Raw genomic sequence first — 23,697 nt, forward strand, 5'->3', positions numbered from 1 at the left:
CGTGAAGTTCAAGAGTGCAATCGAAACCGTCGCGGGAAGATCGATAGCAAAGATTAGGTTCCGTACACACTACACGCTGTTCCGTGACATCAGCGGCTACAAGATTTCAATCCATCCTGATTCGCCACGCAAGGTCATAACTACCCAGTATTATCTCCCTGAAGACGCATCGCAGACGCATCTTGGCACGTTGTTTCACGAGAAGAATCCTGACGGAAGTTACCATGAATCATTCGCCATGCAATTTGCGCCAAATTCCGGCTATGGCTTTGCAGTCACGCCGTCCAGCTACCACAGCGTAAAGCCCATGAGCCATGAGGACAAACCACGCAATAGCCTGATGGTGATTATCAACTATGACCGTGGCCCGCTCATTGAGGGATTCAAAACTGTCAAAACCCAACTACGCACCTGGTACGATCAGGTGTTTGGATTGACTTCAAACCATTTGGAGTATTAGCGGGTGGTTTATAGGATGCATAAGCGCAATAGCGTATTCCGCCGGATGAAAGTGGCACACATTCGGTGCAATACGCTACGCTGCTGCACCCTACGAAAATGCGCCGTACCAGGTAACCTACACTTCACGTTTATAAACTCTACGCACTAGCACAGCAGCAACCGTAACGGGTGATTTCCACCCATCAAAATTACCCAACAAGGTAAATCGCGATTTCCAGGGTTTGTTCTGTCAAATATGCAAAAATTTGAACTAACCTTAACAAATATGTCCAATCTATCGGCTTATAACAATTGTATTATTGTGCATTCATGGTACTTTGAATTTTATTGTTATAATGCGATTGAAATTAGTAATTGTCGGCACTATGTTAGTGATATGAATTTAAAAATAGGTTTCTATGGCTGAATTTGAGCCTTATAAAGACGATGACCACGGTATAGAGGTTCAATCGGCTAAACCAAAACTGAAAAAACCGCCCTTGTATAAGGTCATTTTGTTAAACGATGATTTTACGCCCATGGCTTTCGTGATTGACATTTTGATGCACTTTTTCAGTATGTCTGAAGACATGGCAACACGGGTGATGTTGCAGATACATACCCAGGGCATCGGTGTATGTGGTACCTATACTAAAGACGTTGCCGAAACCAAGGTGTGCATCGTCAACGAATATTCGCGGGAACATCAGCATCCCTTGCTGTGTTCAATGGAAGAAATGTAGTGTGGAGTGTGTATGTTAGGTAAAGAGCTTGAAGTGACATTGAACAATGCCTTTAAAAATGCCCATGATAAACGCCATGAGTTTATTACCGTTGAGCATTTGTTGCTGGCTTTACTCGATAATGCTTCCGCAGGCGCAGTTATGGTCGCTTGCGGCTGTGATATGAAATCACTACGTGGACAACTAACGCAATTCATTGATGAAACAATTTCCTTAATTCCCGAAGGCGTACAACGTGATACCCAGCCCACATTAGGTTTTCAACGGGTGTTGCAACGAGCGGTTTTTCATGTCCAGGCTTCTGATAAAAAAGAAGTTTCTGGTGAGAACTTATTCGTCGCCTTATTTAGTGAGCAAGATTCCCACGCGGTTTATCTGTTGAACAAGCAAGATGTTTCAAGACTGGACGTAGTCAACTATATGGCTCACGGCATCTCGAAATTCGATCAGGACAATTCAACTGGCGAAGATCAAGCAACTGACACCAATGCGCCAGATGCAGAATCTGCCGGCAGTCCTTTAGAAAAATACACCGTAAATCTAAACGAGGAAGCGCTTAAAGGCAGGATTGATCCATTAATTGGCAGGGACTTGGAAGTTGAAAGGACTATTCAAGTGCTTTGTCGCCGACGCAAAAACAATCCCTTATTTGTGGGCGAAGCTGGCGTTGGTAAAACTGCAATTGCCGAGGGCTTGGCAAAACGGATAGTGGAAGAAAATGTACCTGAAATCTTGATGGATAATGTCATTTATTCTTTAGATTTAGGCGCGCTGGTAGCCGGCACCAAGTATCGCGGCGACTTTGAAAAGCGGCTGAAAGCATTAATCAATCAACTAAAAAGCCGCCCTGAAGCGATTCTTTTTATTGATGAAATACACACCATCATTGGCGCTGGCTCCGCTTCCGGCGGCACGATGGATGCGTCCAATTTGATTAAACCCATGTTGGCTTCTGGTCAATTGCGTTGTATCGGCTCCACCACTTACCAAGAATATCGCGGTGTTTTTGAGAAGGATCATGCCTTAGCTCGACGGTTCCAGAAAATCGACATACTCGAACCTTCCGTGGAAGACACTGTGTTGATTTTAAAAGGGCTAAAGTCCCGTTTTGAAGAGCATCATGATGTCAAATATTCGCCAGAAGCGCTCCGTCTGGCGGCGGAATTATCTGACCGCTACATTACCGACCGCCATCTACCGGATAAGGCGATTGATGTGATTGATGAAGCGGGGGCGAAGCAACGCATGGCTTCCGTAGTCAATCGCAAATCCCTTATTGAAGCTGCCGAAATAGAGGAAATCGTTTCTAAAATAGCACGAGTTCCTGCTAAATCGGTTTCCACCAATGACATAGATAAATTGGGCAATCTGGAGAAGAATCTCAAAATGCTGGTTTTTGGTCAGGACGAGGCCATTTCTGCGCTGGCGACAGCGATTAAATTATCCCGTGCCGGACTTAGGGAATCCCAAAAAACCATTGGTTCATTCCTGTTTTCAGGCCCTACGGGTGTAGGCAAGACCGAAGTGACTAGGCAATTAGCCAAAGTATTGGGAATCGAACTAATCCGTTTTGATATGTCCGAATACATGGAACGCCATACCGTATCCAGACTGATTGGCGCACCCCCGGGTTATGTCGGCTTTGATCAAGGTGGCTTGCTGACCGAGCAAATCAGCAAACATCCACATGCCGTGTTGCTCTTGGACGAGATAGAAAAAGCCCACCCAGATGTCTTCAACCTGTTGTTACAGGTTATGGATCATGGCTCACTAACGGATACCAATGGCCGCAAAGCGGATTTCCGTAACATTATCATGGTGATGACAACCAACGCAGGGGCTGAGGAAAGTAGTCGGGCATCCATTGGTTTTACGCACCAGGATCATGCTACGGACAGCATGAAAGTCATTGAAAAAGGCTTTTCTCCTGAATTCCGTAACCGCCTGGACGCGATTATTCAGTTCAAACCCCTTAACATCGGCATCGTCGGTCACGTTGTTGATAAATTTATCTTTGAACTGGAAGCCTTGCTTGCAGACAAGCAAGTCACCTTGTCGTTAGATGCGGAAGCTCGCTTATGGCTGGCCGAAAACGGCTGTGACCCCAAAATGGGTGCAAGACCAATGGCGAGGCTGATTCAGGAAAAAATCAAGAAACCACTTGCAAATGACTTATTGTTTGGTGAACTAGCACACGGGGGCAACGTCCGAATCTATTTGGAGAACAACGAACTGCGCTTTGCGATTGAAAGTAAGGAATTGACGGTTTCTGAAAACAACTGAGAGGAGTATGTTCGTTCCGATGAGCGCTTGAAGTCTTAGCGCATACGAAACGAGATGCGACCTTTGGTCAAATCATAAGGAGTCATTTCAACTTTTACGCTGTCACCGGTAAGAATGCGGATATAGTGCTTACGCATTTTGCCAGAAATATGTGCAGTTACAATATGTCCGTTTTCCAACTGAACCCGAAACATGGTGTTCGGCAAGGTATCAATTACCTTCCCTTCCATTTCGATTTGATCTTCTTTCGCCATAAAAATTACCTGAGTACATTAAAAATCCCATTATAACATACCCTAATATCGACCAATAGCAAACCTGCAACCATTAGAACACCTATTTAACCGACGATACCAAGGTTACAACAGCAGCAAATCGGGGCAATGTCGTCCGAGCAGGTTCATATCCATACGCAACCCCTACTCGAAGACATCTAAATTAATGTTTTTAGCTACTGAGATATTGACAAATAAGTAAAATCCGCACTGCTAATAATAATTTCTTTATGCTTCAAGGACTGTTGATGGAAAAAAATGTATTGATTACTGGTGCCGCCCAACGCATAGGAGCCGCTTGCGCCAGGCTGTTACACGACTGCGGCTGCAATGTTGTATTGCATTACAGATCGTCGAAGCAAGATGCCGAGCAGCTCTGCAATGAACTCAACCAAAAACGCCACGATTCAGCAAGACTGGTGCAAGGCAATCTAAGCAATAGGGAAGAACTGGAAGCGATTGCCCAAGTTGCTATTTCAAGTTGGGAAGGCGTGGATGTACTCATTAACAATGCCTCATCGTTCTACCCCACACCATTTGCGACCACTAACGAAGAACAATGGGACGACTTATTAGGCAGCAACCTTAAAGCACCTTTTTTCCTGTCCAAAGCCTTATCTGAGTGTTTGGCAAAACGCCAAGGCAGTATTGTCAATATTGTAGATATTCATGCCGAACGCGGTCTGCCGGGTTATCCGGTGTACAGTATTGCTAAAGCCGGATTGGTGGCGATGACCAAAATTTTAGCCAAGGAACTCGCACCAACAATAAGGGTTAATGCCGTTGCACCCGGCGCGATACTCTGGCCGGAAAACGGCTTGTCGGAACAAGGGAAGAATGAAATATTGCAGCGCGTACCGTTGGCGCGGTGCGGATCGCCTGAAGATATTGCCAAGGCCGTGCTTTATCTGGTGAAAGATGCCGATTATGTAACGGGACAAATCCTTACTGTGGATGGTGGTAGGATTTTATTTTCCTGAAAGCTAAGAAAACCTTAACTCATTGATTATAATTATTGTTAATCAGGATAATAATGAAGTTAATCAACGCTTTATCACACACATAATCAACTCAAGCCATTCATCCTAAACTCCGATAAACTCAGGCGAGTTTTGTCGAAAACCTTATTCAGCCTACTCCCTAACCCACATCAAGTTAATATTTCACCTATTCAAGGTGAAATACTTCACAGCAAAACTAACTCGCCCCACCTACTATTTACTTAGCCGTAAATTTAGCCTTGTTCAATCAAATAAATTTTATTTATAGTCGATGAAAGCGCGGTAAAATCTTCAATTAATCTTTGATTTATTAATGCTTCACCCTAATCCCCCACAGGAGTCATTCATGCCCAATCTTAAACCTTTTCAAGATCTCCTCCCTATACCTGACGTTGTGGCACCCGTTGGCACTGTCTCCAAAGAACAGCGTCTTACGATCAAAGCGAAAGTTAAACAGGTCAAGCTGCACAAAAATCTCCCTGATACAGAAGTCTGGAGTTATCGACTGAGTGAAGGAACGATTGCCAGGCAAGGTGCGGGATCGAGCTTTCTTGGTCCAACAATTGAGGTCAATCATAGAGATATTGTTAAAGTCCGCTGGGCCAATAAAATTAAAGCTTCCGGCAACACACCAGCGAAATTGCCCTATGAAGTCGTCAAAATAGACCCCATAACGGTTACTGATATTCCACAAAACGTACCGGGCAAAGACGGCGCTCTTTCAGATCTGCAAGACAAATTACGTCCAAAGCTACGTGATCTGCAAGCTTCACTGGTTACCCATCTTCATGGAGGTCGTACTCAGGCAGATTCAGACGGCTGGCCTGACAATACTGCGGTCACGGATCAATCCGCTGATTACACCTACCATAACAACCAAGCAGCCACTATGCTTTGGTATCACGACCACGCGAACCATGTGACACGGTTAAATGTGTTTGCGGGATTGGCTGGTATTTGGTTAATTCGTGATAAAGAAGAAGCCAATCTTGGCCTGCCAGATGGCGATTTCGAATTACCGCTGGTCATTCAGGATCGCAATCTTGATGTAGAAGCGGGAAGTTTTACCGGCAAACTCCTGCATAAAACCGAAGTCAACGGCGGTCCTGCTGAATTTTTTGGACCTTATACCTTGGTGAACGGAAAAATTTGGCCTAAAGCCGTTATTGAGCCGCGATTATATCGATTTCGGGTTTTAAACGGATCTAACGCACGAACCTACAGGCTCATGTTGCTAGACGACCAAGGCAATAGCCAACACAACCTCATTTGGCAAATTGGTTGTGACCAAGGTCTGATGCAAAACAAAGCCGCATTTCCCATGGAAGGTCTTATTCTGGCTTCAGGTGAGCGCGTTGATCTGTTAGTTGATTTTTCAAGCTTTCCTAGCCAAAGCCTCTATCTGTGGAACACCGCTGAAGCACCCTTCAGCAATACGACTCCCATCTCGGCCAATCCCGCCGCTGAATTAACCGCCCTGATAAACGACCCTTTTGCTGGCAACACGATGGATGCTGATCGCCGACCTTATCCCCAAATCATGCGTTTCGATGTCGAGTCTATGGTAAGCAGCATTCCGCATCAATTGCCTGCCGATCCTTTGTTGTCGGTACGTCCTGCTGCCAATTTATCAGCCAATATGCAAATTCGCTTAATGGCGCTGGTTGAAAAGCCACCGATAACACCCACAGGAACAGCTATGTTGGTGTTTTGGGAATATGTACGCGTCGCAAGTGAGCCAGCTCCACTCGGTGTGGATATTATCGATTTTACCTATGTCCATCCAGCGACAGGCTTGCCTATGACCGAAGCATTCTGGAAAGCTGCCGAAGAATTTTATGATCGTGTCAACTGGAAAATACACCTTGGTGATACTGAACAATGGTATATCGTTAATGTAAGCCCAGATACCCATCCAATCCATGTACATCTTGTCGATATGAATGTGTCGCAACAATCCCTGTTCGACCTGACTGGATTTAGCACCAATGCGAGCAACGCCTTACCTGCCGGAACGACAGAAATTGATGGCAATATCGACACAATAACCCGTATTTCTGCCACAACGCCGGTCGCAATCCTAACCGACCAAACCGGCTCTAAAGACACTATACGCATTAATCCTGGCGAAATGGTGGGGGTTACCATCAAGTTTTCCCCATATTGCGGAAAATACATGTACCACTGCCATATACTCGAACATGAAGACGACGATATGATGCGACCTTTTGTAATCGTACCAAAATGGATTCCACACCACGAGCATTAAAAACGAATAGGCGAATGGATTTAGGGAATCTTTAACAATTCAAAACGCCTTCTCCTCTGGAGAAGGCGTAATATGAGAAACTGGTTTGTAGCGTTATACCAACTTACTGTATCAAATATTACCTACACATTACCCAATGCTATCTGTTGTTTCTCCAGCAATTGTTTAATGCCGTATCTTGCCAGCTCTAACATCTGGTCGAGCTCTTCCTTCCTAAACGCATGACCTTCAGCCGTGCCTTGCAGTTCGATAAAGGCAAAAGCATCATTCATCACCACATTCATATCGGTTTCTGCTTGGCTGTCTTCTGGGTAATCCAAATCCAGTATCGGTACGCCTTGGTAAATACCAACAGAAACCGACGCAATTTGTCCATGGATGGGATTTTTCTTGATTTGCTTTTTTTTGAGCATGTGCTGTATCGCCAGGGATAAAGCCACAAAACCACCGGTAATCGCGGCAGTGCGGGTGCCACCGTCTGCCTGCAAAACATCGCAATCAATAGTGATGGTATTTTCGCCCAAGGCTTTCATATCGACAGCGGCACGTAGCGAACGTCCTATTAAACGCTGAATCTCCATCGTACGCCCACCCTGCTTGCCTTGGCTGGCTTCGCGCCCCATCCGGCTGTGGGTTGAACGTGGTAACATGCCGTATTCAGCAGTAATCCAACCTTCGCCTTTACCTTTTAAAAAGCGCGGCACATTGTTAGTGTCTACACTCGCCGTGCATAACACGCGGGTCTCACCAAATTCAACTAATACCGAACCTTCCGCATGTTTGGTAAAACCGCAGGTAAATTTAATGTCTCTCAGTTGATTTGCATCGCGTCCGCTCGGCCTCATGAATACTCCATTCTAAACCAGTCATAAAACGCGCCAGTATACCTGAAATGGCATGGTTTAGGTTTTGCGTAGGGGATTATGGCTTAACCAGAGCTTGTTTGAATTGTTCGATAGTTTGTGGACGATCTTCAGGCTTGAGTTCCATCGCCCAATCAATCGCCTTCAAAAGATAATCGGGAAATTTTCGATTTAACGCTTTTATGGCAGGAATTAAGGTATCTTTTTGTATTCTCTCCGGTGCTGGAATCGGTGTTTTATTATCCAGACAGCTACGCATACTGGCACCAATCGCGTATATATCTGTCCAGGCTCCCAGTTGTGCCTTCGTATCATATTGTTCAGCCGGTGAAAATCCTGGCGTTAATACGGTATCCAATTTATTAATGCGGGTGCTGCTAACGCGTTGAATCGCGCCAAAATCCAGCAATAAGGCATCATTACCGGGACGTACCAAGATATTACCGGGCTTGATGTCAAGATGGACAAAATGCTGTTCATGGATATAACTGACACCCGCTAACAACGTATCAAATACGGCTAATAGAAACTCTTCAGTCATTGTCAGCATTTTTTTGCTTATCAGCTTATCTAGCGTCACGCCGTAATCGTAAGTCATAACCATATAAACCGTGTCATTGGCTCTAAAGAAATTGGTCACTTCGACAATATTCGGGTGTTTCAAGGCAGCTAACACTTTGGCTTCTTCAAAAAATAACGCCCGCCCACGCTTGAACATGGTTTGGGCTTCGGCACTGTTTGCCACGACCACATTATTCCAGGTACGATGGGCAAGCTTTCTGGGCAGGTATTCCTTTAGGGCAACCTGAAACTGATCCGCCAGTTGCCTAGCCAGATAAACCGAGCTAAATCCGCCATGCGCCAATTCCCGCTCGATCATATACTGGTCTATAATGGTGCCGGTTTGTAGATAGTTCCACGCTTTGGGATAGGTTTGCGGGTCGTAATATTCAGCCATAAATGTTGGATAGTTTGGAGCTAACTAAAGTATAGGTGAAAAATGATAAGAAGCATGACCGCATTTGCAGTAAATGAAGCTGAACTTGGCAATCTGACGATAACTTGCGAATTGCGTTCCGTTAATCACCGCTATCTTGATGTTTCCTTGAAATTACCCGACCGCTTGCGCTTTGCGGAAGCCGATATCCGGTCGCTTATCGGCGCAAAAATCAGCCGTGGCAAAATTGAATGTTCCTTAACCACTAAAAAACAGACCAAGCAACAGAGCTTTATTGTCGATCCTGATGCCGTGGCGGCACTGATTACAGCAACCAAGCTGATCGAACAACAAATGTACTCCTCCATGTCATTCTCAGCACTGGACATACTGGCATTCCCTGGTATTCAGCAAGAATCCGAACTCGATAAGACCGACATCAGCGCAGGTATCAATAGTCTGATCACAGCCACTGTCAAACAGCTATTAGAAAGCAGGGCAAGAGAAGGCAGACAGCTCAAGGCTTTGATTGAAGAACGGTGCGTAAAAATTCAAGGTTTTATCGATTCAGGAAACCAGCGAATGCCGGAAGTGCTGGCATCTTTACGCAAAAAATTGACTGATCGAATTGCCGAACTGGTCATGCAGCCGGATTTTGACCGACTCGAACAAGAACTGGTGTATCTTACCCAAAAACTGGATATTACCGAAGAACTGGATCGCTTGGAAACCCATGTAACCGAGGTGCTACGTGTACTGGAACAAGTCGATCCAGTAGGACGACGGCTGGATTTTTTGATGCAGGAATTAAACCGCGAGGCCAATACCTTAGGTTCTAAATCAATCGATAAAGATATGACACAAATTTCAATTGAGCTTAAAGTGCTTATTGAGCAAATTCGTGAGCAAGTCCAAAATATCGAATAGCTGACACATTACGAACTAATCACCGCAAAATAACATGAGTATCGGCAAACTTTACATCATTTCTGCACCTTCTGGAGCCGGAAAAACCAGCTTAGTCAGACAGTTGATGGCTGAAGTCGATAACTTGGTCGTATCAATATCCCATACCACACGTCGGATACGACCTGGAGAAAGTCAGGGTGTAGACTATTATTTTGTCTCGCCAGCCGAATTTCAGGCTTTATTGAATAATCATGAACTTCTGGAACATGCCTTGGTTTTTGATAATTATTACGGAACAGCGAAAACAACTGTCGAAAAAACCCTGAACGCAGGCATTGATGTCATCCTAGAAATTGACTGGCAAGGCGCACAACAAATAAAAAGCTTATGTCCTGATAGCCTATCCATCTTTATTTTGCCGCCCTCAACAGCGGTTCTCGAACAGCGACTACAAAATCGAGGACAAGACGATGACCACGTCATTGCCCGCCGTATGCGCGCTGCCGTCACTGAGATGAGCCATTACGACGAATTTGACTATATCTTAGTCAATGATCGCTTTGAACGTGCGTTGACCGAATTAAAAAGCATCATTATTGCCAACAGACTGACAAAAGACCGGCAACAACAGAATCTTAAAACCCTTATTACCGCCCTGCTATCTTCAACTTGAGCGGACACTCTGTGCTTTTGTACTGTTGAATCCGTTATTCAAAAGAGGTAGCACTATGAAAAAATTCATCAATAATATCGATACCGTCCTCAGCGAAAGCCTGCAAGGATTCGCCTTAGCCCATAGTGACATCGTCGAATTCAACGCAGAACCCCGCTACGTCAGAAGAAAAACGCTAAAGCAACCGGGCAAAGTCGTGCTGATTTCAGGTGGTGGTTCAGGACACGAACCTTTACATACCGGCTTCGTGGGTGTAGGCATGTTGGATGCGGCGTGTCCTGGGCAAATATTCACCTCCCCTTCCCCTGACCAGATGTTGGCTGCGGCACAAGCCGTGCAGCAAGGTGGCGGGGTTTTATTCATCGTCAAAAATTACGCCGGCGATGTCATGAATTTTGAAATTGCTTCGGAAATGCTGGAGTTGCCCAATGCGTCTGTGCTAGTCAGTGACGATGTTTCCTTACCAAAAGACCATAGCACCGGACGACGCGGCGTTGCAGGAACTTTGATTGTAGAAAAGATGCTCGGTGCGGCGGCTGAAAATGGCGCAACATTAGCTGAATGCAAAGCCTTGGGCGACCGCATCAATCTTGTCACTGCATCAATGGGCGTTGCCCTGACCAGTTGCACCGTCCCTGCCCTGGGCAAACCGACATTCGATATTACCGACAATGAAATGGAAATCGGCGTGGGCATTCACGGCGAGCGCGGACGTGAAACCGTACCTTTAAAAAGTGCATCGGAAATTGTTGAACAAGTAGCTACGATTATTGATGAAGAATTGCAGCCCCAACAAGGTCAGGAAGTACTGCTGCATATCAACGGATTCGGCGGCACACCGTTAATGGAACTGTATTTGCTGTACGATTTGGCGGCGACATTCTGGCAAAAGCGCGGCTTGCGGATTACTCGATCCTTGGTCGGCAATTTCACCACCTCAATCGATATGGCTGGTGCTTCGATTACCTTAACTTTATTAGATGAGGAATTGGTACGCTTGTGGGATGCACCTGTGCATACGGCGGCATTACGGTGGGGTTGTTGATTTATCAGATAAGGCATCGACAATGGCACAAATCATCAGTTGACTGCTTTTTGCACCCGCATCAATATGTCCCTGTGAACGTACACCCAAAAATGAAGCTCGACCTTTAGTTGCAAGCATATCGCGGGTAGATTCGGCACCTACTATTGCCGTCTGCTTGATCTGCTCGAATACATCTGGTTTATTTGCATCCTTTTGTAGTTGTTCCGCGACCGGAATCAACACATCAAGCATGGTTTTTTCGCCTTTATCTGCCTTGCCACGTTGCTTGACGGCTTCTACGCCATTCAAAAAAATATCGGGAAAAGTTGTTAGCGTTAATGGTTGATTATTTAGGTTCTTGCTCATGGCTAAAAATAGCGTCCCATAGAGCGAACCGGATGCACCACCGACTGAAGACATAATCGTCAAACCCATTTTTTGCAAGGCGGTTTGCCAGTCGAGCTGGCTTAATGCCTCGCTTTGCGCTGACAAAGCCTTGATGCCACGCTGCAAATTCGTCACGTGATCGCCATCTCCAATAGCCTGATCCAGCGCAGTTAACTCTTCAGCGTTGATTTCAATCATTTTGGCTACAGCTAAAATTAGCTTGGGTAATATGGCAGCAGTATTTGGCATGATGACGATCCGCATTAATTTCTCTAAGGTAATAGTGTAATGCTAGCTGCCGGATTGCCGGTACCTTTCATGATAGGCGGTACGACGTGATGCTGTGTTATTCAAGATAACTTGCCGAGTGCTATCGTCAGCATCCGCCCAACCCACAATTTCAGGCAAGGAACGGAAACATCCCACACACACATCTTCTTCATTGAGACAACAATTGCTTATACAAGGCGATGATATTGCTGGAGTAATCAGTTTTTCAGCACTCAAATTGATTATTCTGGATCATTTTAGGATACACGATGATAACACACCCCAACATGCTAGCCGCTTTACCAAAGCAGCCAATTCAAGCTAGCTCACTGAGCTTTCGTGCATTATTTTTGTTGGCTTATCCGTATTATTTCTAATCAACGACTCCTGCCCATCCAACCCTCTACAAAGTGTAATCAATTTCGTCGCTTTGCTGTGAACACATTTCTAAGTGGTATCGGTAAATTTTACCGCTCACAATATGTCAACTTCCGGTAATATAGGCTAACTGTGGTTTGATGAGTTTTCAGCATAGCCATTTACTGTTAAAAAAACTAAAACATCCCAATCCAACGTTCAAAAACTCTCAACAATGTCATTTGATCCCTCTTTTACCACCTCTTATTTGGTCGCCTTTGCGATGGGTCTTGCTACCAGTTTGCATTGTGTGGGCATGTGCGGCTCGATCATCGGTACACTTACGTTAAGTTTAAGCCCAGAAATACGCAACCGTAAACGGCTGCTAATTCCGTTTGTGTTTAACTACAATTTGGGGCGGATCACCAGCTATACCTTGGCGGGCGCGCTAGCTGGCATTGTTGAATCGTTCTTTCCTGCACCTGCAACTGACATCAATGGCTATCGCATATTGCAGTTGTTTTCGGCGATTATTATGGCTGGCGCAGGTTTTTATATTGCTGGTTGGTTGCCACGTTTTGCTTATATTGAGAAAGCTGGCGTTAAATTGTGGAAGTTAATAGAACCTTTCGGACGCAAACTCATCCCCGTCAAAGACCGTACTCAGGCTTTTTTGTTCGGCATGGTGTGGGGCTGGTTGCCGTGCGGATTGGTTTATACTGCCCTGGCACTGGCATTAACAACCGGTGATGTCAGTAAAAGCGCATTGACCATGCTATCTTTCGGTTTAGGTACTTTACCTGCGGTGATGGGAGTCGGTATAATGACCAGCGTACTCACGCGGTTATCGAGAATGCAACGCTTTAAACAGGTAGTAGGTCTGTTTATGATAGCACTGGCACTATTGGCCGCGATGCCTTGGCTTAATCCAATGGCTATAATAATAAATCATACGAATCACTAGAGAGGCAGTTATGGATCATTTTAAAACGATCATAGGTCAATCCCCTGCGCTGGATGCGTTAATCCGTAGTGCCAGGATAGCCGCCGCTACCGATGTCACCATACTACTGAATGGCGAAACCGGCACTGGCAAAGAAATTCTCGCTAATGCGATTCAACAATCAAGTGCTAGAGCTAAAAAGCCATTTATTACCTTAAACTGTGCAGCCTTGCCAGAAAGCCTGATTGAATCGGAGTTGTTCGGTCATAAGAAAGGCTCGTTCACGGGTGCAACAGGTAGCACCCAAGGTTTGTTTCAGGCAGCAGATGGTGGCACGTTATTTCTTGATGAAATCAACTCATTACCGGTTTCTATCCAGGCAAAGCTCTTGCGTTTTATTGAATCCGGCGAGTGTCTTGCAGTAGGCGACACTGAGCCTTATACCGTCGATGTCCGTATTATTGCAGCCTCTAATACTGACCTGAACCAGCAAATTGCTAATGGCACATTCAGGCGCGACCTGTATTACAGATTGAATGTCGTCCCGTTAAATTTACCCCCATTAGCAGCACGTCTGGGCGATTTGGATCTGCTTATCAAGCACTTTATGAAGCGGTTTGAACGTGAACATGGCATGGTTACGCCACAATTCAGCAGTAGAACACTCAAAGTCCTCAAAACCTATAGCTGGCCGGGCAATATCCGAGAGTTACGGAACTTATGCGAAAGACTGTGCATTTTATTGGCTGGAAAAATAATTGAACCGGAAAATCTACCGCTGGAATTTAACATAGTTAGCCCAAGTTCCAACTTATCGCATTTTACTCTGCCGTCCGCTGGGCTGGATCTGGATAATCTGGAAGCCAGTTTAATCCAGCAAGCCTTAGATATGACTAAAGGTAATCGCAGCAAATCAGCTAGATTACTGGGTCTGACTAGGGATACCTTACTTTATCGTATGCAAAAGCACGTATTTGCAACACACTGATATTTATCTTGGCAATAAACCTGCTTGATTAGCCCTTACGGCATCTAACTGAAATAACGGTGAGATTGTCGCTATTTCCGTTGGCACGGTAAACAGAAAGCATAGCCAACCTGTTAAGTTGATCTACATTGCTTTCCAAATTAGCCAGTTGTAATAATTCATCCTGCTTTACATGTCCCCAAAAACCGTCACTACACAACACAAAGGTCTCGTCTTGTGCAATCGGCGGAAACACTTTGATGTCTATAGTGTGTGCCTTATTCACATTAATGCTACGGGTTAAATGATTTTGTTCCGGGTGCTGTGCCAGTTCTTCCTCGGTTATTAAACCGACATTCAATAAATCTTCGGGTACGGAATGATCACGTGTTCGCCATACAATTTCTGTTGGATTTAATTTATAAACCCTGGAATCCCCACAGTGTGCTACTAAGGTCTGCTGGTCATCCAAGTAAAGAATAGCGCAAGTGGTATGTGCCTGGTCTGCAATGAGATCATCGTCAAATAAGACCTTCATCTCATTGATGGCATCCTTAATCCAGGCCGAAAAAATATCAACAGGGTTTTCTGCTATTTTCCTACTGTAACTTGCTGCGCGACTAAGCATACACTGACAAAAGAATTGGGAAGCTTTTTCACCCGCTTGATGTCCGCCCAAGCCATCAGCGACAATAAATAAGGCATAATCATTTTCGATGATATTTGCCATATAGTCTTGATTGGCTTCTCTATCGCCTACATTTGTTAACTGAAAATATTCAAGCTGCATCGTTGTTATTAGTTAATTTGCGCTCTCGCATTGAGCATTATTTGTTTTAAATCCCTGACTGACTGCGCTAATCCAGAAAACAGCGCTTGTGCAATAATGGCATGACCTATATTCAGCTCAACTATCTCAGGTATGTGGCATATTGCCTCAACATTATGGCAATGTAAACCATGCCCAGCATTAACTTGTAAGCCGATGCTATGCGCGTAAGCCGCAGCTTGTCGAATTCGCTCCAACTCAGCATTTCGTTCAGCGATACTTTTTGCATCGGCATAACAACCGGTATGCAATTCTATAACAGGCGCTCCTACTGCTTTAGCGGCATCAATCTGGGCATGATCGGGTGCAATAAATAACGAGACTTCAATGCCTGTATCGGCAAGTTTTTCACAAGCCCATTGTAAACGGGAAAGATTTCCCGCCACTTCCAAGCCACCTTCCGTGGTCAATTCCTCACGCTTTTCAGGCACTAAGCAGCAAGCATCGGGTTTCACCTTGGCTGCAATAGCAACCATTTCATCAGTCACTGCCATTTCCATATTCAGTCGGGTATGGATGATGTCTTTCAGCAGATAAATATCCCTGTCCTGGATATGACGACGATCTTCCCGAAGATGGGCGGTAATGCTGTCTGCCCCATTCTGTTCGGAAACGAGTGCTGCCTGAATTAACTCAGGATAACGTGTGCCTCTAGCTTGCCTGATGGTGGCAATATGGTCAACATTTACACCTAGCAGAATGAGTTTTCTGTCCATAATTACAATCGCTTAACGATATTATTGATAACAGCACGACTCTTAAGTTGCTTGCCTTGTAAATGACTATCTATAACTGCTCGCATCAACAGTTTGGCTACACTCAGTACATGAGGGTCATCAAATTGCCTTTGTTGCATTGCCAATAATGCTGAACCAGAAAATTGACCGTTCACCTCCTCAATCAAACCATCGTCCTTAGTAAACATATACTTTTTATTTGTAACTATCGGTTTTTCATGGTGTAAATCATAGTCTAATTGCAACCCATAACCGATATGATCCATAAGATTTAATTCAAACATCCGTAATGCCGCTTCAATATGTGGACCTAATGCCAATTGCTTTAAGCAATCTTGATACTCCCGAAAGACTTCTGGATGAGGATCATCTTTATGCAAAAAATTACAGACTAACTCATTGATATAAAAACCACAATACAAGGAAAGCCCAGGCAATTCATTCGTCTGATCTAATATTTCAGCATCCGTCAGCGTCCTTAAATCAGATTTGCCGAGGTATGACAGCGACAATGCCACAAAAGGTCGCAACACGCCTGCGGTTTTAGATTTGGCTTTACGCACCCCTTTTGCTATCAGGGAAATCCTGCCGTAATCGCGGGTTAAGGCATCAATAATCAGGCTGGATTCGCGGTAATTTTGCCGATGTAAAATATACGCTGGCTGCGAATGGACGACTGTATCACTCATTAAACCCCAAGCTTAGTAAAGCGCGTTCATTGTCTGACCAACCTTTTTTAACTTTAACCCACAGCTTTAAAAACACTTTTTGACCGATAAGCTTTTGAATATCCATTCGAGCATCCGTGCCAATTTTTTTCAGCATTTCACCTTCTGTACCGATGACGATATTCTTTTGTGAGGCACGTTCCAGCCATATCACGATATAAATTTTGGTAACATGCGGCAATTCTTCATACAGTTCGACTTGTACAGTCAGCGAATAAGGCAGCTCATCACCCAAGCGCCGCGTGAGTTTTTCCCTGACTATTTCCGCACATAAAAACCGCTCAGATCGATCTGTTACCTGATCTTCAGGGTAAATCAGCTCGCTTTCAGGCAATAAGGTAAGCAACAGGCTTTCCAGCTCTTCAAGATTTGTGCCTTTTAATGCCGAAATAGGCAGTAAGCTATGGAATGGAAACCGCTTTTGGGCTTGATCAAAAAAAGCCAGTATGTCTTCTTTGTCTTTAATTTTATCGACTTTATTAACTGCCAAGATTACCGGCAATCCAGCCTGTTCCAGTTTTTTTAGGATAATATCGTCGTATTCTTGCCAGACCAACCCATCAATCAACCACACGATGACATCAACACCTAATAAGGTCGTATCTGCGGTACGATTTAAGTAGCGGTTAAGCGCCCTCTGCTCGCCGTGGTGCATTCCTGGCGTATCCAGGTAAATGACTTGGCCTTTTTCTGAAGTACTTATACCGAGTATTCGATGGCGGGTGGTTTGCGGTTTACGGGAAGTAATACTGATTTTTTGCTTTAACAAATGGTTCATCAACGTTGATTTACCGACATTCGGGCGACCAATCAAAGCCACGTGACCACAATTCATGCACTGTCCTTTTGGAGTTTAGCGAGCATCATTTCTGCTGCTGATTGTTCAGCTTTTTTTCTGGAAACGCCAGTACCTACGCAGGATTCTGCAATCAAAGCGACGCTGCATCTAACTTTGAATGTTTGTTCGTGAGCCAAGCCGGACATATCTATTAAGATATACTCAGGCAGCTCCATTTTCTTGGCTTGCATCAATTCTTGTAATTGTGTTTTGGGATCTTTTTGCCAATTTTCTGCCGATAAATCTTGTAGATTATCTGCAAATATCCGACCTATCCAGTCTTGACAGGCAGCTACGCCCTGATCTTTATATATCGCACCGATAATAGCTTCTAAAGCATCCGATAAAATCGAATCCCGTCGAAATCCGCCGCTTTTCAATTCGCCTGAACCCAAAAACAAATAATCGCCAATTTGGTGTTTTCTAGCCAGCTCTGCTAACGAAGATTCGTTTACTAAACTGGCTCTGAGTCTGCTTAACGTGCCTTCGTCGGCTCCAGGAAAAGCATCGTACAATTTTTGGGCAATTACGAATCCTAAAATAGCATCACCTAAAAATTCTAACCGTTCATTATTGTGCGCTCCGGCACTGCGATGGGTTAACGCTGTGATAAAAAGTTGAGGTTGATTAAATGCCAAGCCCAATTTTTTACACAAGATTTCCGGCTTTTTTACCACTCCTTGCCAACTTCAAAAAAATCGTGAAATTGAACCAGAACGCTCAGATTACCGGCGATTTTTTCTACAACCTCGTACTCAATATCCACTTTTAAGTAGCTTCCCCGCTTGGTTATCTTGACATCTTGCAATGTGGCTTGCTTCACGTAATTAAGGTCAAAGCGTTTACTTAGCAGCGTTCGGACTTCAGATTCACTTAAGGTTTCAATATCGACTGTTTTTTCAACCGCAGTTAATCCACTAACAACTTTGCTATGGTCAAGATAAATAGGGCCTATCTTAAGGATTAATAAGACAAAAAAAGCGAATATACCCAACATGAAAATAAGGGTAATCAAGGTATAGCCTTGCTGAGGTTTGGGCAGTTTTTGCATCATGACTCTGGCACTCCATTCAAAAAATAAGGTGTCATACGGGGTTGGTATACCACTAAGTGTAGTTCATTTTAAAACCGTGCCAATGCGGTTAAAGCCAATGCCTTTATATTCCCAATCCCAGTTCATCCAGATAAAAAACGCCTTACCTACCAAATTCTCTTCAGGAACAGTTCCCCAATAACGGCTGTCATTACTGTTATCACGGTTATCGCCCATGACAAAGTAATTACCCGGCGGAATCACATAAGAACCTTCAACAGTTGGTGCATCATTACGAATCAAAATACTGTGTTCAACACCCGTCAAATTTTCCTCAAAGTGTGCGTTGCCCGTCATATCCTGCCCTTGCCCAACGCCCTGGTAAGAACCTAGCGAAGTTTGATTGACTGGCGCATCGTTGATAAAAAGTTTTTTGTTGTAGTACGCGACCTTATCGCCCGGCAAACCGATAACCCGCTTGATGTAATCTACCGTCGGATCTTTAGGAAAGCGGAATACCACGATGTCTCCACGGTGCGGCCCATCCAGTTCAATAATTTTTTTATTGATGACTGGCAGACGTATTCCGTAGGCGAACTTATTAACCAGCAGGAAATCACCGATCAACAAAGTGGGCATCATAGATGCAGAAGGGATACGGAACGGTTCTGCCAAAAATGAACGCAATAAGAAAACAATCAGCACAATGGGGAAAAATGACCGCGCATATTCAACAACTATCGGTTCATTAGCTTCATCAAATTCCCGCGCTTGTGTTTTTAGGTACAATAAGTACCCACCCCAAATCACACCCGTTACGATGCTGGCTATAAAAAGAAAAAATGAAAAATCATAATCCATAGAGGTTTCTTCAAGTAATTGAAAGGAATGCTGTTTTATTCTTTATTAAGCTGCAATACAGCCAAAAATGCTTCTTGTGGAATCTCGATATTGCCCACTTGTTTCATCCGTTTTTTACCGGCTTTTTGTTTTTCCAGCAGTTTTTTCTTGCGGCTAATATCACCACCATAACATTTGGCCGTGACATTTTTCCGCATCGCTTTAACCGTTGACCTCGCAATGACTTTGGAGCCGATAGCGGCCTGTATCACCACTTCATACATTTGCCTGGGGATCAGCTCTTTCATTTTTTCGACCAGATCACGACCACGGTTGTTGCTAAGGTCACGATGCACGATAATCGACAAGGCATCAACTTTATCGGCATTAATCAACACGTCCAGTTTAACCAACGGGGCTTCTTGAAAACGCAAGAACTCGTAATCAAAGGATGCAAAGCCCCTGCTCACGGACTTTAACCGATCAAAAAAATCTAGTACGACTTCACTCATCGGCAATTCGTAATGGATAGATACCTGCCTACCGACATACTGCATATCTATTTGAACACCGCGTTTTTCAATACAAAGCGTAATGACTGCACCCAGATAAGCCTGCGGCACCAGGATATTGGCCCTGATGATCGGCTCCCTAATCGATTTAATCATGCCTATATCCGGCAATTTTGCCGGATTATCAATCATCAACACCTTATCATTTTGAGTGATGACCTCGTAAATAACTGTAGGCGCAGTGGTAATCAGATCTACATCGTATTCCCGCTCCAAGCGTTCCTGGACGATTTCCATGTGCAACATACCCAGAAAACCGCAGCGAAAACCGAAACCTAATGCTAACGAAGTCTCTGGTTCAAATACCAAGGACGCATCGTTCAGGTTGAGTTTGTTGAGTGCTTCGCGCAGGTCTTCGTAATTGTCAGAGCTGACTGGGTACAAGCCAGCAAAAACCCTAGCTTGAACTTTTTGAAAGCCAGTGAGTTGTTCTGGCGCAGGATTGTCAGTCCACGTGAGGGTATCACCGACTGGGGCACCGAAAATATCTTTGATTCCGGCGACTACATAGCCCACTTCACCGGTATTCAAAACATCCTTTTCTAGGCGTTTGGGCGTAAAAACACCGACGGCATCCACCAAAAATGATTTTCCCGTGGACATGATCGTGATCTTTTGTTTTTTACGGATGCTGCCATGTACGATCCTGACCAAGGACACAACACCTAAATAACTGTCAAACCAGGAGTCGATAATCAACGCTTGCAACGGCCCTGCGATATTACCTTGGGGCGGCGGGACTTTGATAACCAACTGTTCAAGCACATCCCGTACGCCTAAACCAGTTTTGGCGCTAATCAGCAAGGCTTCATCAGCCGGAATACCGATAACTTCTTCGATTTCTGCCTGTACGCGCTCAGGTTCGGCGGAAGGCAAATCGATTTTATTCAGCACCGGAACGACTTCAAGGCCTTGTTCTATTGCCGTATAGCAATTGGCGACACTTTGCGCCTCAACGCCTTGAGCCGCATCGACGACCAATAAAGCGCCTTCGCAGGCCGCTAATGATCGCGATACCTCATAAGAGAAATCGACATGCCCAGGCGTATCAATGAAGTTTAACTGATAGGTTTCGCCATCCTTGGCGACAAAATCCAGCGTGACGCTTTGCGCCTTGATGGTGATGCCACGCTCCTTCTCGATGTCCATTGAATCAAGGACTTGGGCTGACATTTCCCGTGCCGTTAAGCCTCCGCAAAGTTGAATGAAGCGATCCGCAAGTGTCGATTTACCATGATCTATATGCGCTATGATGGAAAAATTTCTTATATGTTTTAAATCCACGAATTATTTATCAATTTTCAAAGCCAAAAAAACCGGGCTGCCACGGCGCTGAATCAAAACCGCAACCGATTTACCTACGGGAAGATTTTTGACTATTTTATCAAAGTCACTGACATTGCGAATGACATTATTCTGGATACGTAAGACGACATCGCCTGACTGTATCCCCGCATCGGCGGCGATACCGCTCTCAACATCTTGAACTAGCACGCCATTTTTGATATTTTCCAATGACTCCCGTTGTTCGGCGGTTATATCGGCAACATTTATACCCAGCCTGTTAGTAGGCTTAGTTTCAGTCTTATACAACGGTGTTTTCGCTTCCTCATCCGGCAATAGACCAACCTTAAACTCGATAGTTTTGGTATCTCCTTGCCTGATGATGGTTAATTTACCTTCCTCGTTAATCGGGGCAATGCCAACCATAGGCGGTAAATCGGCCGATGATTCGATGGGTTTGCCATTAAATTCAGTAATGATGTCACCAATTTGCAATCCGGCTTTTTCCGCTGGGCTTTTCGGGATTATTTTTGACACCAACGCACCTTGCGGCTTCTTCATGCCAAAAGATTCAGCCAGTTGCCGAGTAACATCCTGAATTTGCACACCTAACCAACCGTGAGCGGCTTTGCCACTGGTTTTAATCTGTTGAACGACATTCATAACGACATCCATGGGAATGGCAAACGACAAGCCCATGAAACCGCCCGTGCGGCTATAAATTTGCGAATTTATGCCAACCACTTTGCCGTCCATATTGAATAGAGGCCCACCTGAATTGCCTGGGTTTATGGCGACATCGGTTTGTATAAACGGTACATAATTACCACCCGGCAAGCTCCGCCCTTTCGCGCTGACAATGCCAGCGGTAACCGACTGTTCAAATCCGAACGGAGAGCCGATAGCCAACACCCATTCGCCTACTTTTAAATCATTAGGCGAACCAATGCTAACTACTGGCAAATCAGTGGCTTGGACTTTTAATAAGGCGATGTCCGTACGCGCATCCGAACCTATCAGTTTTGCCAGTAATTCACGCCGATCCGAAAACTTGACGACAATTTCGTCGGCATCTTTTACGACATGGTGATTAGTTAATATATAACCATCCTGGGAGATGATAAAACCCGAACCCAATGACTGCGTATCCTCACCACCGAACCCGCCACCGCCTTCAGGATCATTGAAAAAGTGCTTAAAAAGCTCCTCCATTTCGGGAGGCAAACCTTCAGGCATCTGTTGATTTTTTGGCATCCCTTTAACCGCTGGCTTTGCTTTTTGGGTCGTGCTGATGTTGACGACAGCCACGCCATTGGTTTTTACCATCTCGGTAAAATCCGGTAACTGTGCAAAAACAGTTTGGTTACTTACAGCCATTAAAAATACACAGTAAATCACCCTTTTGAGCATAAAACCTCCATTACATCCAAGCAGTTAAATATAGAACAGGAACAATATTACGGGCAACACTAACACCTTTCAAGACACTTTGAAAACGGTAAACGTGCGTAAGTATGGGATAAAAGCTATTTCTCTGTCGAGTAATCAAGATAGTCGAGAGAATTCAAGGTGTGGAATTGCGAAGTTTTACACCTTCGGAAATATATTTGACTGTTGAGGCAGGCACTTCTCCTAATACCGTAAGCTGGGAATCCGCCAAGCTACGGCTCATGGAATTGATTGCTCCCACGGAATGTATCCCCTCAGGAAGTCGGGAATCCGGTGTCGTATTGGCTTTTTTTGACTCCAGATAAACTGAAACAGAAGCAAAGCCGTCACTTAACAACAGATGATCTACCGGTTGATCGGTTTGATGCAGGGGTTTACGGCTAAAAAATATTTGCTTGAAACCTAATGGCAAAGCAGTCACCTCAAAAGAGGCATTATTTTCTGATTCTGATGCAGTCGCCGTTACTTTGCTCACCTCAGCGACTACCTTATCTTTACTCAGAGGCTGTTTGTTAATCTGCATTTCGGTAAATACCACTTGCTCTAAAACAATACCAGAAAGACCATAAACGATTGCTTTCATAGGCAAAAACTGTTCTTTGGCTATCCATATTTTTCGGATGTAGCGAAAATCATCTTTGGGCTGGATGGCAACAACGTAGGAGGGCAACATTGCCACATCTTCCTCACCTACAACCTCAAACTGGTAGCTGGTATCCAGTTCATCCAGGTTTTTCGGGACATCAACAATGAATGAATGCTCATAAGGTCGATGGTCAACAATTACCTGTTGGGTCAATTTATACAGGCAAGTGACTTCATCGGAATTTCTGATGATTTCACGCTGAGGGGAATTTAGGGACACCAAGCGTTCTTGCTCTTGGTTTTTTTCGCTGGTATGAAAGTATTTCATCGCTTCCAGCTTGTCATTCTTTAAAAAAACAACCGTACCCTGATAATTGGATACCTCCATTGCCTTGACCATTTTTTGGAGGATTTGTTTGGCCGTCAACGGATTTTCAGCGGCGGAGACTGCACTCAT

Annotated in this window: 25 protein-coding genes; 10 read left to right on the plus strand and 15 right to left on the minus strand. The window is 44.6% G+C overall.

Features of this window, described 5'->3' with window-relative positions:
* Position 1: 1 nt before the first annotated feature.
* From AC1YY3_RS01515 to clpA, 3 genes are all read left to right on the plus strand, one after another.
* Complete coding sequence (locus AC1YY3_RS01515; protein WP_482194261.1) at positions 2-460, plus strand: hypothetical protein; 459 nt, start codon at positions 2-4, stop codon at positions 458-460.
* Between the two features lie 400 nt (positions 461-860).
* Positions 861-1,184, plus strand: a complete 324-nt coding sequence (clpS, locus tag AC1YY3_RS01520) for an ATP-dependent Clp protease adapter ClpS (RefSeq protein ID WP_482194262.1) — start codon at positions 861-863, stop codon at positions 1,182-1,184.
* Between the two features lie 12 nt (positions 1,185-1,196).
* On the plus strand, positions 1,197-3,467 hold the full coding sequence (gene clpA, locus AC1YY3_RS01525) for an ATP-dependent Clp protease ATP-binding subunit ClpA (protein WP_482194263.1): 2,271 nt from the start codon (positions 1,197-1,199) through the stop codon (positions 3,465-3,467).
* Between the two features lie 35 nt (positions 3,468-3,502).
* Here clpA and infA read toward each other — a convergent pair whose 3' ends face one another.
* Positions 3,503-3,721 carry a translation initiation factor IF-1 gene (gene infA, locus AC1YY3_RS01530; protein ID WP_023494599.1) on the minus strand — a complete coding sequence of 73 codons (219 nt, stop codon included), beginning with the start codon at positions 3,719-3,721 and terminating at the stop codon, positions 3,503-3,505.
* A gap of 269 nt (positions 3,722-3,990) precedes the next feature.
* Between infA and AC1YY3_RS01535 the strand changes: the two genes are divergently transcribed.
* Positions 3,991-4,722 carry a pteridine reductase gene (locus AC1YY3_RS01535; protein WP_482194264.1) on the plus strand — a complete coding sequence of 244 codons (732 nt, stop codon included), beginning with the start codon at positions 3,991-3,993 and terminating at the stop codon, positions 4,720-4,722.
* A 367-nt stretch (positions 4,723-5,089) separates the two neighbouring features.
* Positions 5,090-7,012 carry a multicopper oxidase family protein gene (locus AC1YY3_RS01540; RefSeq protein WP_482194265.1) on the plus strand — a complete coding sequence of 641 codons (1,923 nt, stop codon included), beginning with the start codon at positions 5,090-5,092 and terminating at the stop codon, positions 7,010-7,012.
* A gap of 122 nt (positions 7,013-7,134) precedes the next feature.
* Here the strand turns inward: AC1YY3_RS01540 and rph are convergent, their stop codons facing one another.
* Both rph and AC1YY3_RS01550 read right to left on the minus strand, forming a co-directional pair.
* Positions 7,135-7,857: a ribonuclease PH gene (gene rph / locus AC1YY3_RS01545; RefSeq protein WP_481823985.1), complete on the minus strand. Its 723-nt coding sequence runs from the start codon at positions 7,855-7,857 to the stop codon at positions 7,135-7,137.
* A gap of 76 nt (positions 7,858-7,933) precedes the next feature.
* Positions 7,934-8,833, minus strand: coding sequence for a serine/threonine protein kinase (locus AC1YY3_RS01550; protein WP_481823984.1), 900 nt, complete (start codon positions 8,831-8,833; stop codon positions 7,934-7,936).
* Positions 8,834-8,875: 42 nt separating this feature from the next.
* Between AC1YY3_RS01550 and AC1YY3_RS01555 the strand changes: the two genes are divergently transcribed.
* From AC1YY3_RS01555 to dhaK, 3 genes are read left to right on the plus strand one after another with little or no spacing between them, the layout of a single operon-like run.
* Positions 8,876-9,739: a YicC/YloC family endoribonuclease gene (locus tag AC1YY3_RS01555; protein ID WP_481823983.1), complete on the plus strand. Its 864-nt coding sequence runs from the start codon at positions 8,876-8,878 to the stop codon at positions 9,737-9,739.
* Between the two features lie 34 nt (positions 9,740-9,773).
* A complete protein-coding gene (gene gmk / locus AC1YY3_RS01560; protein ID WP_481823982.1) occupies positions 9,774-10,394 on the plus strand; it encodes a guanylate kinase in 621 nt (206 codons plus the stop codon).
* Positions 10,395-10,449: 55 nt separating this feature from the next.
* On the plus strand, positions 10,450-11,439 hold the full coding sequence (dhaK, locus tag AC1YY3_RS01565) for a dihydroxyacetone kinase subunit DhaK (RefSeq protein WP_481823981.1): 990 nt from the start codon (positions 10,450-10,452) through the stop codon (positions 11,437-11,439).
* On the opposite strand, the gene dhaL is transcribed toward dhaK, so the two are convergent.
* Positions 11,422-12,057 carry a dihydroxyacetone kinase subunit DhaL gene (dhaL, locus tag AC1YY3_RS01570; protein ID WP_481823987.1) on the minus strand — a complete coding sequence of 212 codons (636 nt, stop codon included), beginning with the start codon at positions 12,055-12,057 and terminating at the stop codon, positions 11,422-11,424. The genes dhaK and dhaL overlap by 18 nt on opposite strands.
* Before the next feature lie 42 nt (positions 12,058-12,099).
* A complete protein-coding gene (locus AC1YY3_RS01575; RefSeq protein ID WP_481823980.1) occupies positions 12,100-12,315 on the minus strand; it encodes a DUF1289 domain-containing protein in 216 nt (71 codons plus the stop codon).
* Between the two features lie 355 nt (positions 12,316-12,670).
* Here AC1YY3_RS01575 and AC1YY3_RS01580 point away from each other — a divergent pair, with 355 nt between their 5' ends.
* Positions 12,671-13,399 (plus strand): sulfite exporter TauE/SafE family protein, encoded by a 729-nt coding sequence (locus tag AC1YY3_RS01580; protein ID WP_481823979.1) that lies wholly within the window; start codon positions 12,671-12,673, stop codon positions 13,397-13,399.
* 10 nt (positions 13,400-13,409) lie between these two features.
* Complete coding sequence (locus AC1YY3_RS01585) at positions 13,410-14,366, plus strand: sigma-54 interaction domain-containing protein (protein ID WP_481823978.1); 957 nt, start codon at positions 13,410-13,412, stop codon at positions 14,364-14,366.
* Between the two features lie 28 nt (positions 14,367-14,394).
* Here the strand turns inward: AC1YY3_RS01585 and AC1YY3_RS01590 are convergent, their stop codons facing one another.
* From AC1YY3_RS01590 to AC1YY3_RS01635, 10 genes are all read right to left on the minus strand, one after another.
* On the minus strand, positions 14,395-15,135 hold the full coding sequence (locus tag AC1YY3_RS01590; protein WP_481823977.1) for a PP2C family protein-serine/threonine phosphatase: 741 nt from the start codon (positions 15,133-15,135) through the stop codon (positions 14,395-14,397).
* Between the two features lie 8 nt (positions 15,136-15,143).
* Positions 15,144-15,890, minus strand: a complete 747-nt coding sequence (gene pdxJ / locus AC1YY3_RS01595) for a pyridoxine 5'-phosphate synthase (protein ID WP_481823976.1) — start codon at positions 15,888-15,890, stop codon at positions 15,144-15,146.
* A gap of 2 nt (positions 15,891-15,892) precedes the next feature.
* Complete coding sequence (gene recO, locus AC1YY3_RS01600; RefSeq protein WP_481823975.1) at positions 15,893-16,600, minus strand: DNA repair protein RecO; 708 nt, start codon at positions 16,598-16,600, stop codon at positions 15,893-15,895.
* On the minus strand, positions 16,593-17,474 hold the full coding sequence (gene era / locus AC1YY3_RS01605; protein ID WP_481823974.1) for a GTPase Era: 882 nt from the start codon (positions 17,472-17,474) through the stop codon (positions 16,593-16,595). The genes recO and era overlap by 8 nt, the downstream gene beginning before the upstream one ends.
* The gene (gene rnc / locus AC1YY3_RS01610; RefSeq protein WP_481823973.1) at positions 17,471-18,154 is read right to left on the minus strand and encodes a ribonuclease III; all 684 of its coding nucleotides are present in this window, start codon (positions 18,152-18,154) and stop codon (positions 17,471-17,473) included. Before rnc ends, era begins: the two co-directional genes overlap by 4 nt.
* The gene (locus AC1YY3_RS01615; protein WP_481823972.1) at positions 18,148-18,531 is read right to left on the minus strand and encodes a DUF4845 domain-containing protein; all 384 of its coding nucleotides are present in this window, start codon (positions 18,529-18,531) and stop codon (positions 18,148-18,150) included. The genes rnc and AC1YY3_RS01615 overlap by 7 nt, the downstream gene beginning before the upstream one ends.
* A 63-nt stretch (positions 18,532-18,594) precedes the next feature.
* Complete coding sequence (lepB, locus tag AC1YY3_RS01620; RefSeq protein WP_481823971.1) at positions 18,595-19,371, minus strand: signal peptidase I; 777 nt, start codon at positions 19,369-19,371, stop codon at positions 18,595-18,597.
* A gap of 35 nt (positions 19,372-19,406) precedes the next feature.
* On the minus strand, positions 19,407-21,206 hold the full coding sequence (gene lepA, locus AC1YY3_RS01625; RefSeq protein ID WP_481823970.1) for a translation elongation factor 4: 1,800 nt from the start codon (positions 21,204-21,206) through the stop codon (positions 19,407-19,409).
* Between the two features lie 3 nt (positions 21,207-21,209).
* Positions 21,210-22,616: a DegQ family serine endoprotease gene (locus AC1YY3_RS01630; RefSeq protein ID WP_481823969.1), complete on the minus strand. Its 1,407-nt coding sequence runs from the start codon at positions 22,614-22,616 to the stop codon at positions 21,210-21,212.
* A 154-nt stretch (positions 22,617-22,770) separates the two neighbouring features.
* On the minus strand, positions 22,771-23,697 hold the full coding sequence (locus AC1YY3_RS01635) for a MucB/RseB C-terminal domain-containing protein (protein ID WP_482194266.1): 927 nt from the start codon (positions 23,695-23,697) through the stop codon (positions 22,771-22,773).

It is taken from the genome of Methyloglobulus sp. (assembly GCF_964779595.1).

Coding starts and splice junctions, on each gene's coding strand:
- clpS (WP_482194262.1), top strand. CDS start 861: ATGGCTGAATTTGAGCCTTATAAAGACGATGACCACGGTATAGAGGTT.
- clpA (WP_482194263.1), top strand. CDS start 1,197: ATGTTAGGTAAAGAGCTTGAAGTGACATTGAACAATGCCTTTAAAAAT.
- infA (WP_023494599.1), bottom strand. CDS start 3,721: ATGGCGAAAGAAGATCAAATCGAAATGGAAGGGAAGGTAATTGATACC.
- AC1YY3_RS01535 (WP_482194264.1), top strand. CDS start 3,991: ATGGAAAAAAATGTATTGATTACTGGTGCCGCCCAACGCATAGGAGCC.
- AC1YY3_RS01540 (WP_482194265.1), top strand. CDS start 5,090: ATGCCCAATCTTAAACCTTTTCAAGATCTCCTCCCTATACCTGACGTT.
- rph (WP_481823985.1), bottom strand. CDS start 7,857: ATGAGGCCGAGCGGACGCGATGCAAATCAACTGAGAGACATTAAATTT.
- AC1YY3_RS01550 (WP_481823984.1), bottom strand. CDS start 8,833: ATGGCTGAATATTACGACCCGCAAACCTATCCCAAAGCGTGGAACTAT.
- AC1YY3_RS01555 (WP_481823983.1), top strand. CDS start 8,876: ATGATAAGAAGCATGACCGCATTTGCAGTAAATGAAGCTGAACTTGGC.
- gmk (WP_481823982.1), top strand. CDS start 9,774: ATGAGTATCGGCAAACTTTACATCATTTCTGCACCTTCTGGAGCCGGA.
- dhaK (WP_481823981.1), top strand. CDS start 10,450: ATGAAAAAATTCATCAATAATATCGATACCGTCCTCAGCGAAAGCCTG.
- dhaL (WP_481823987.1), bottom strand. CDS start 12,057: ATGCCAAATACTGCTGCCATATTACCCAAGCTAATTTTAGCTGTAGCC.
- AC1YY3_RS01580 (WP_481823979.1), top strand. CDS start 12,671: ATGTCATTTGATCCCTCTTTTACCACCTCTTATTTGGTCGCCTTTGCG.
- AC1YY3_RS01585 (WP_481823978.1), top strand. CDS start 13,410: ATGGATCATTTTAAAACGATCATAGGTCAATCCCCTGCGCTGGATGCG.
- AC1YY3_RS01590 (WP_481823977.1), bottom strand. CDS start 15,135: ATGCAGCTTGAATATTTTCAGTTAACAAATGTAGGCGATAGAGAAGCC.
- pdxJ (WP_481823976.1), bottom strand. CDS start 15,890: ATGGACAGAAAACTCATTCTGCTAGGTGTAAATGTTGACCATATTGCC.
- recO (WP_481823975.1), bottom strand. CDS start 16,600: ATGAGTGATACAGTCGTCCATTCGCAGCCAGCGTATATTTTACATCGG.
- era (WP_481823974.1), bottom strand. CDS start 17,474: ATGAATTGTGGTCACGTGGCTTTGATTGGTCGCCCGAATGTCGGTAAA.
- AC1YY3_RS01615 (WP_481823972.1), bottom strand. CDS start 18,531: ATGATGCAAAAACTGCCCAAACCTCAGCAAGGCTATACCTTGATTACC.
- lepB (WP_481823971.1), bottom strand. CDS start 19,371: ATGGATTATGATTTTTCATTTTTTCTTTTTATAGCCAGCATCGTAACG.
- AC1YY3_RS01630 (WP_481823969.1), bottom strand. CDS start 22,616: ATGCTCAAAAGGGTGATTTACTGTGTATTTTTAATGGCTGTAAGTAAC.
- AC1YY3_RS01635 (WP_482194266.1), bottom strand. CDS start 23,697: ATGAGTGCAGTCTCCGCCGCTGAAAATCCGTTGACGGCCAAACAAATC.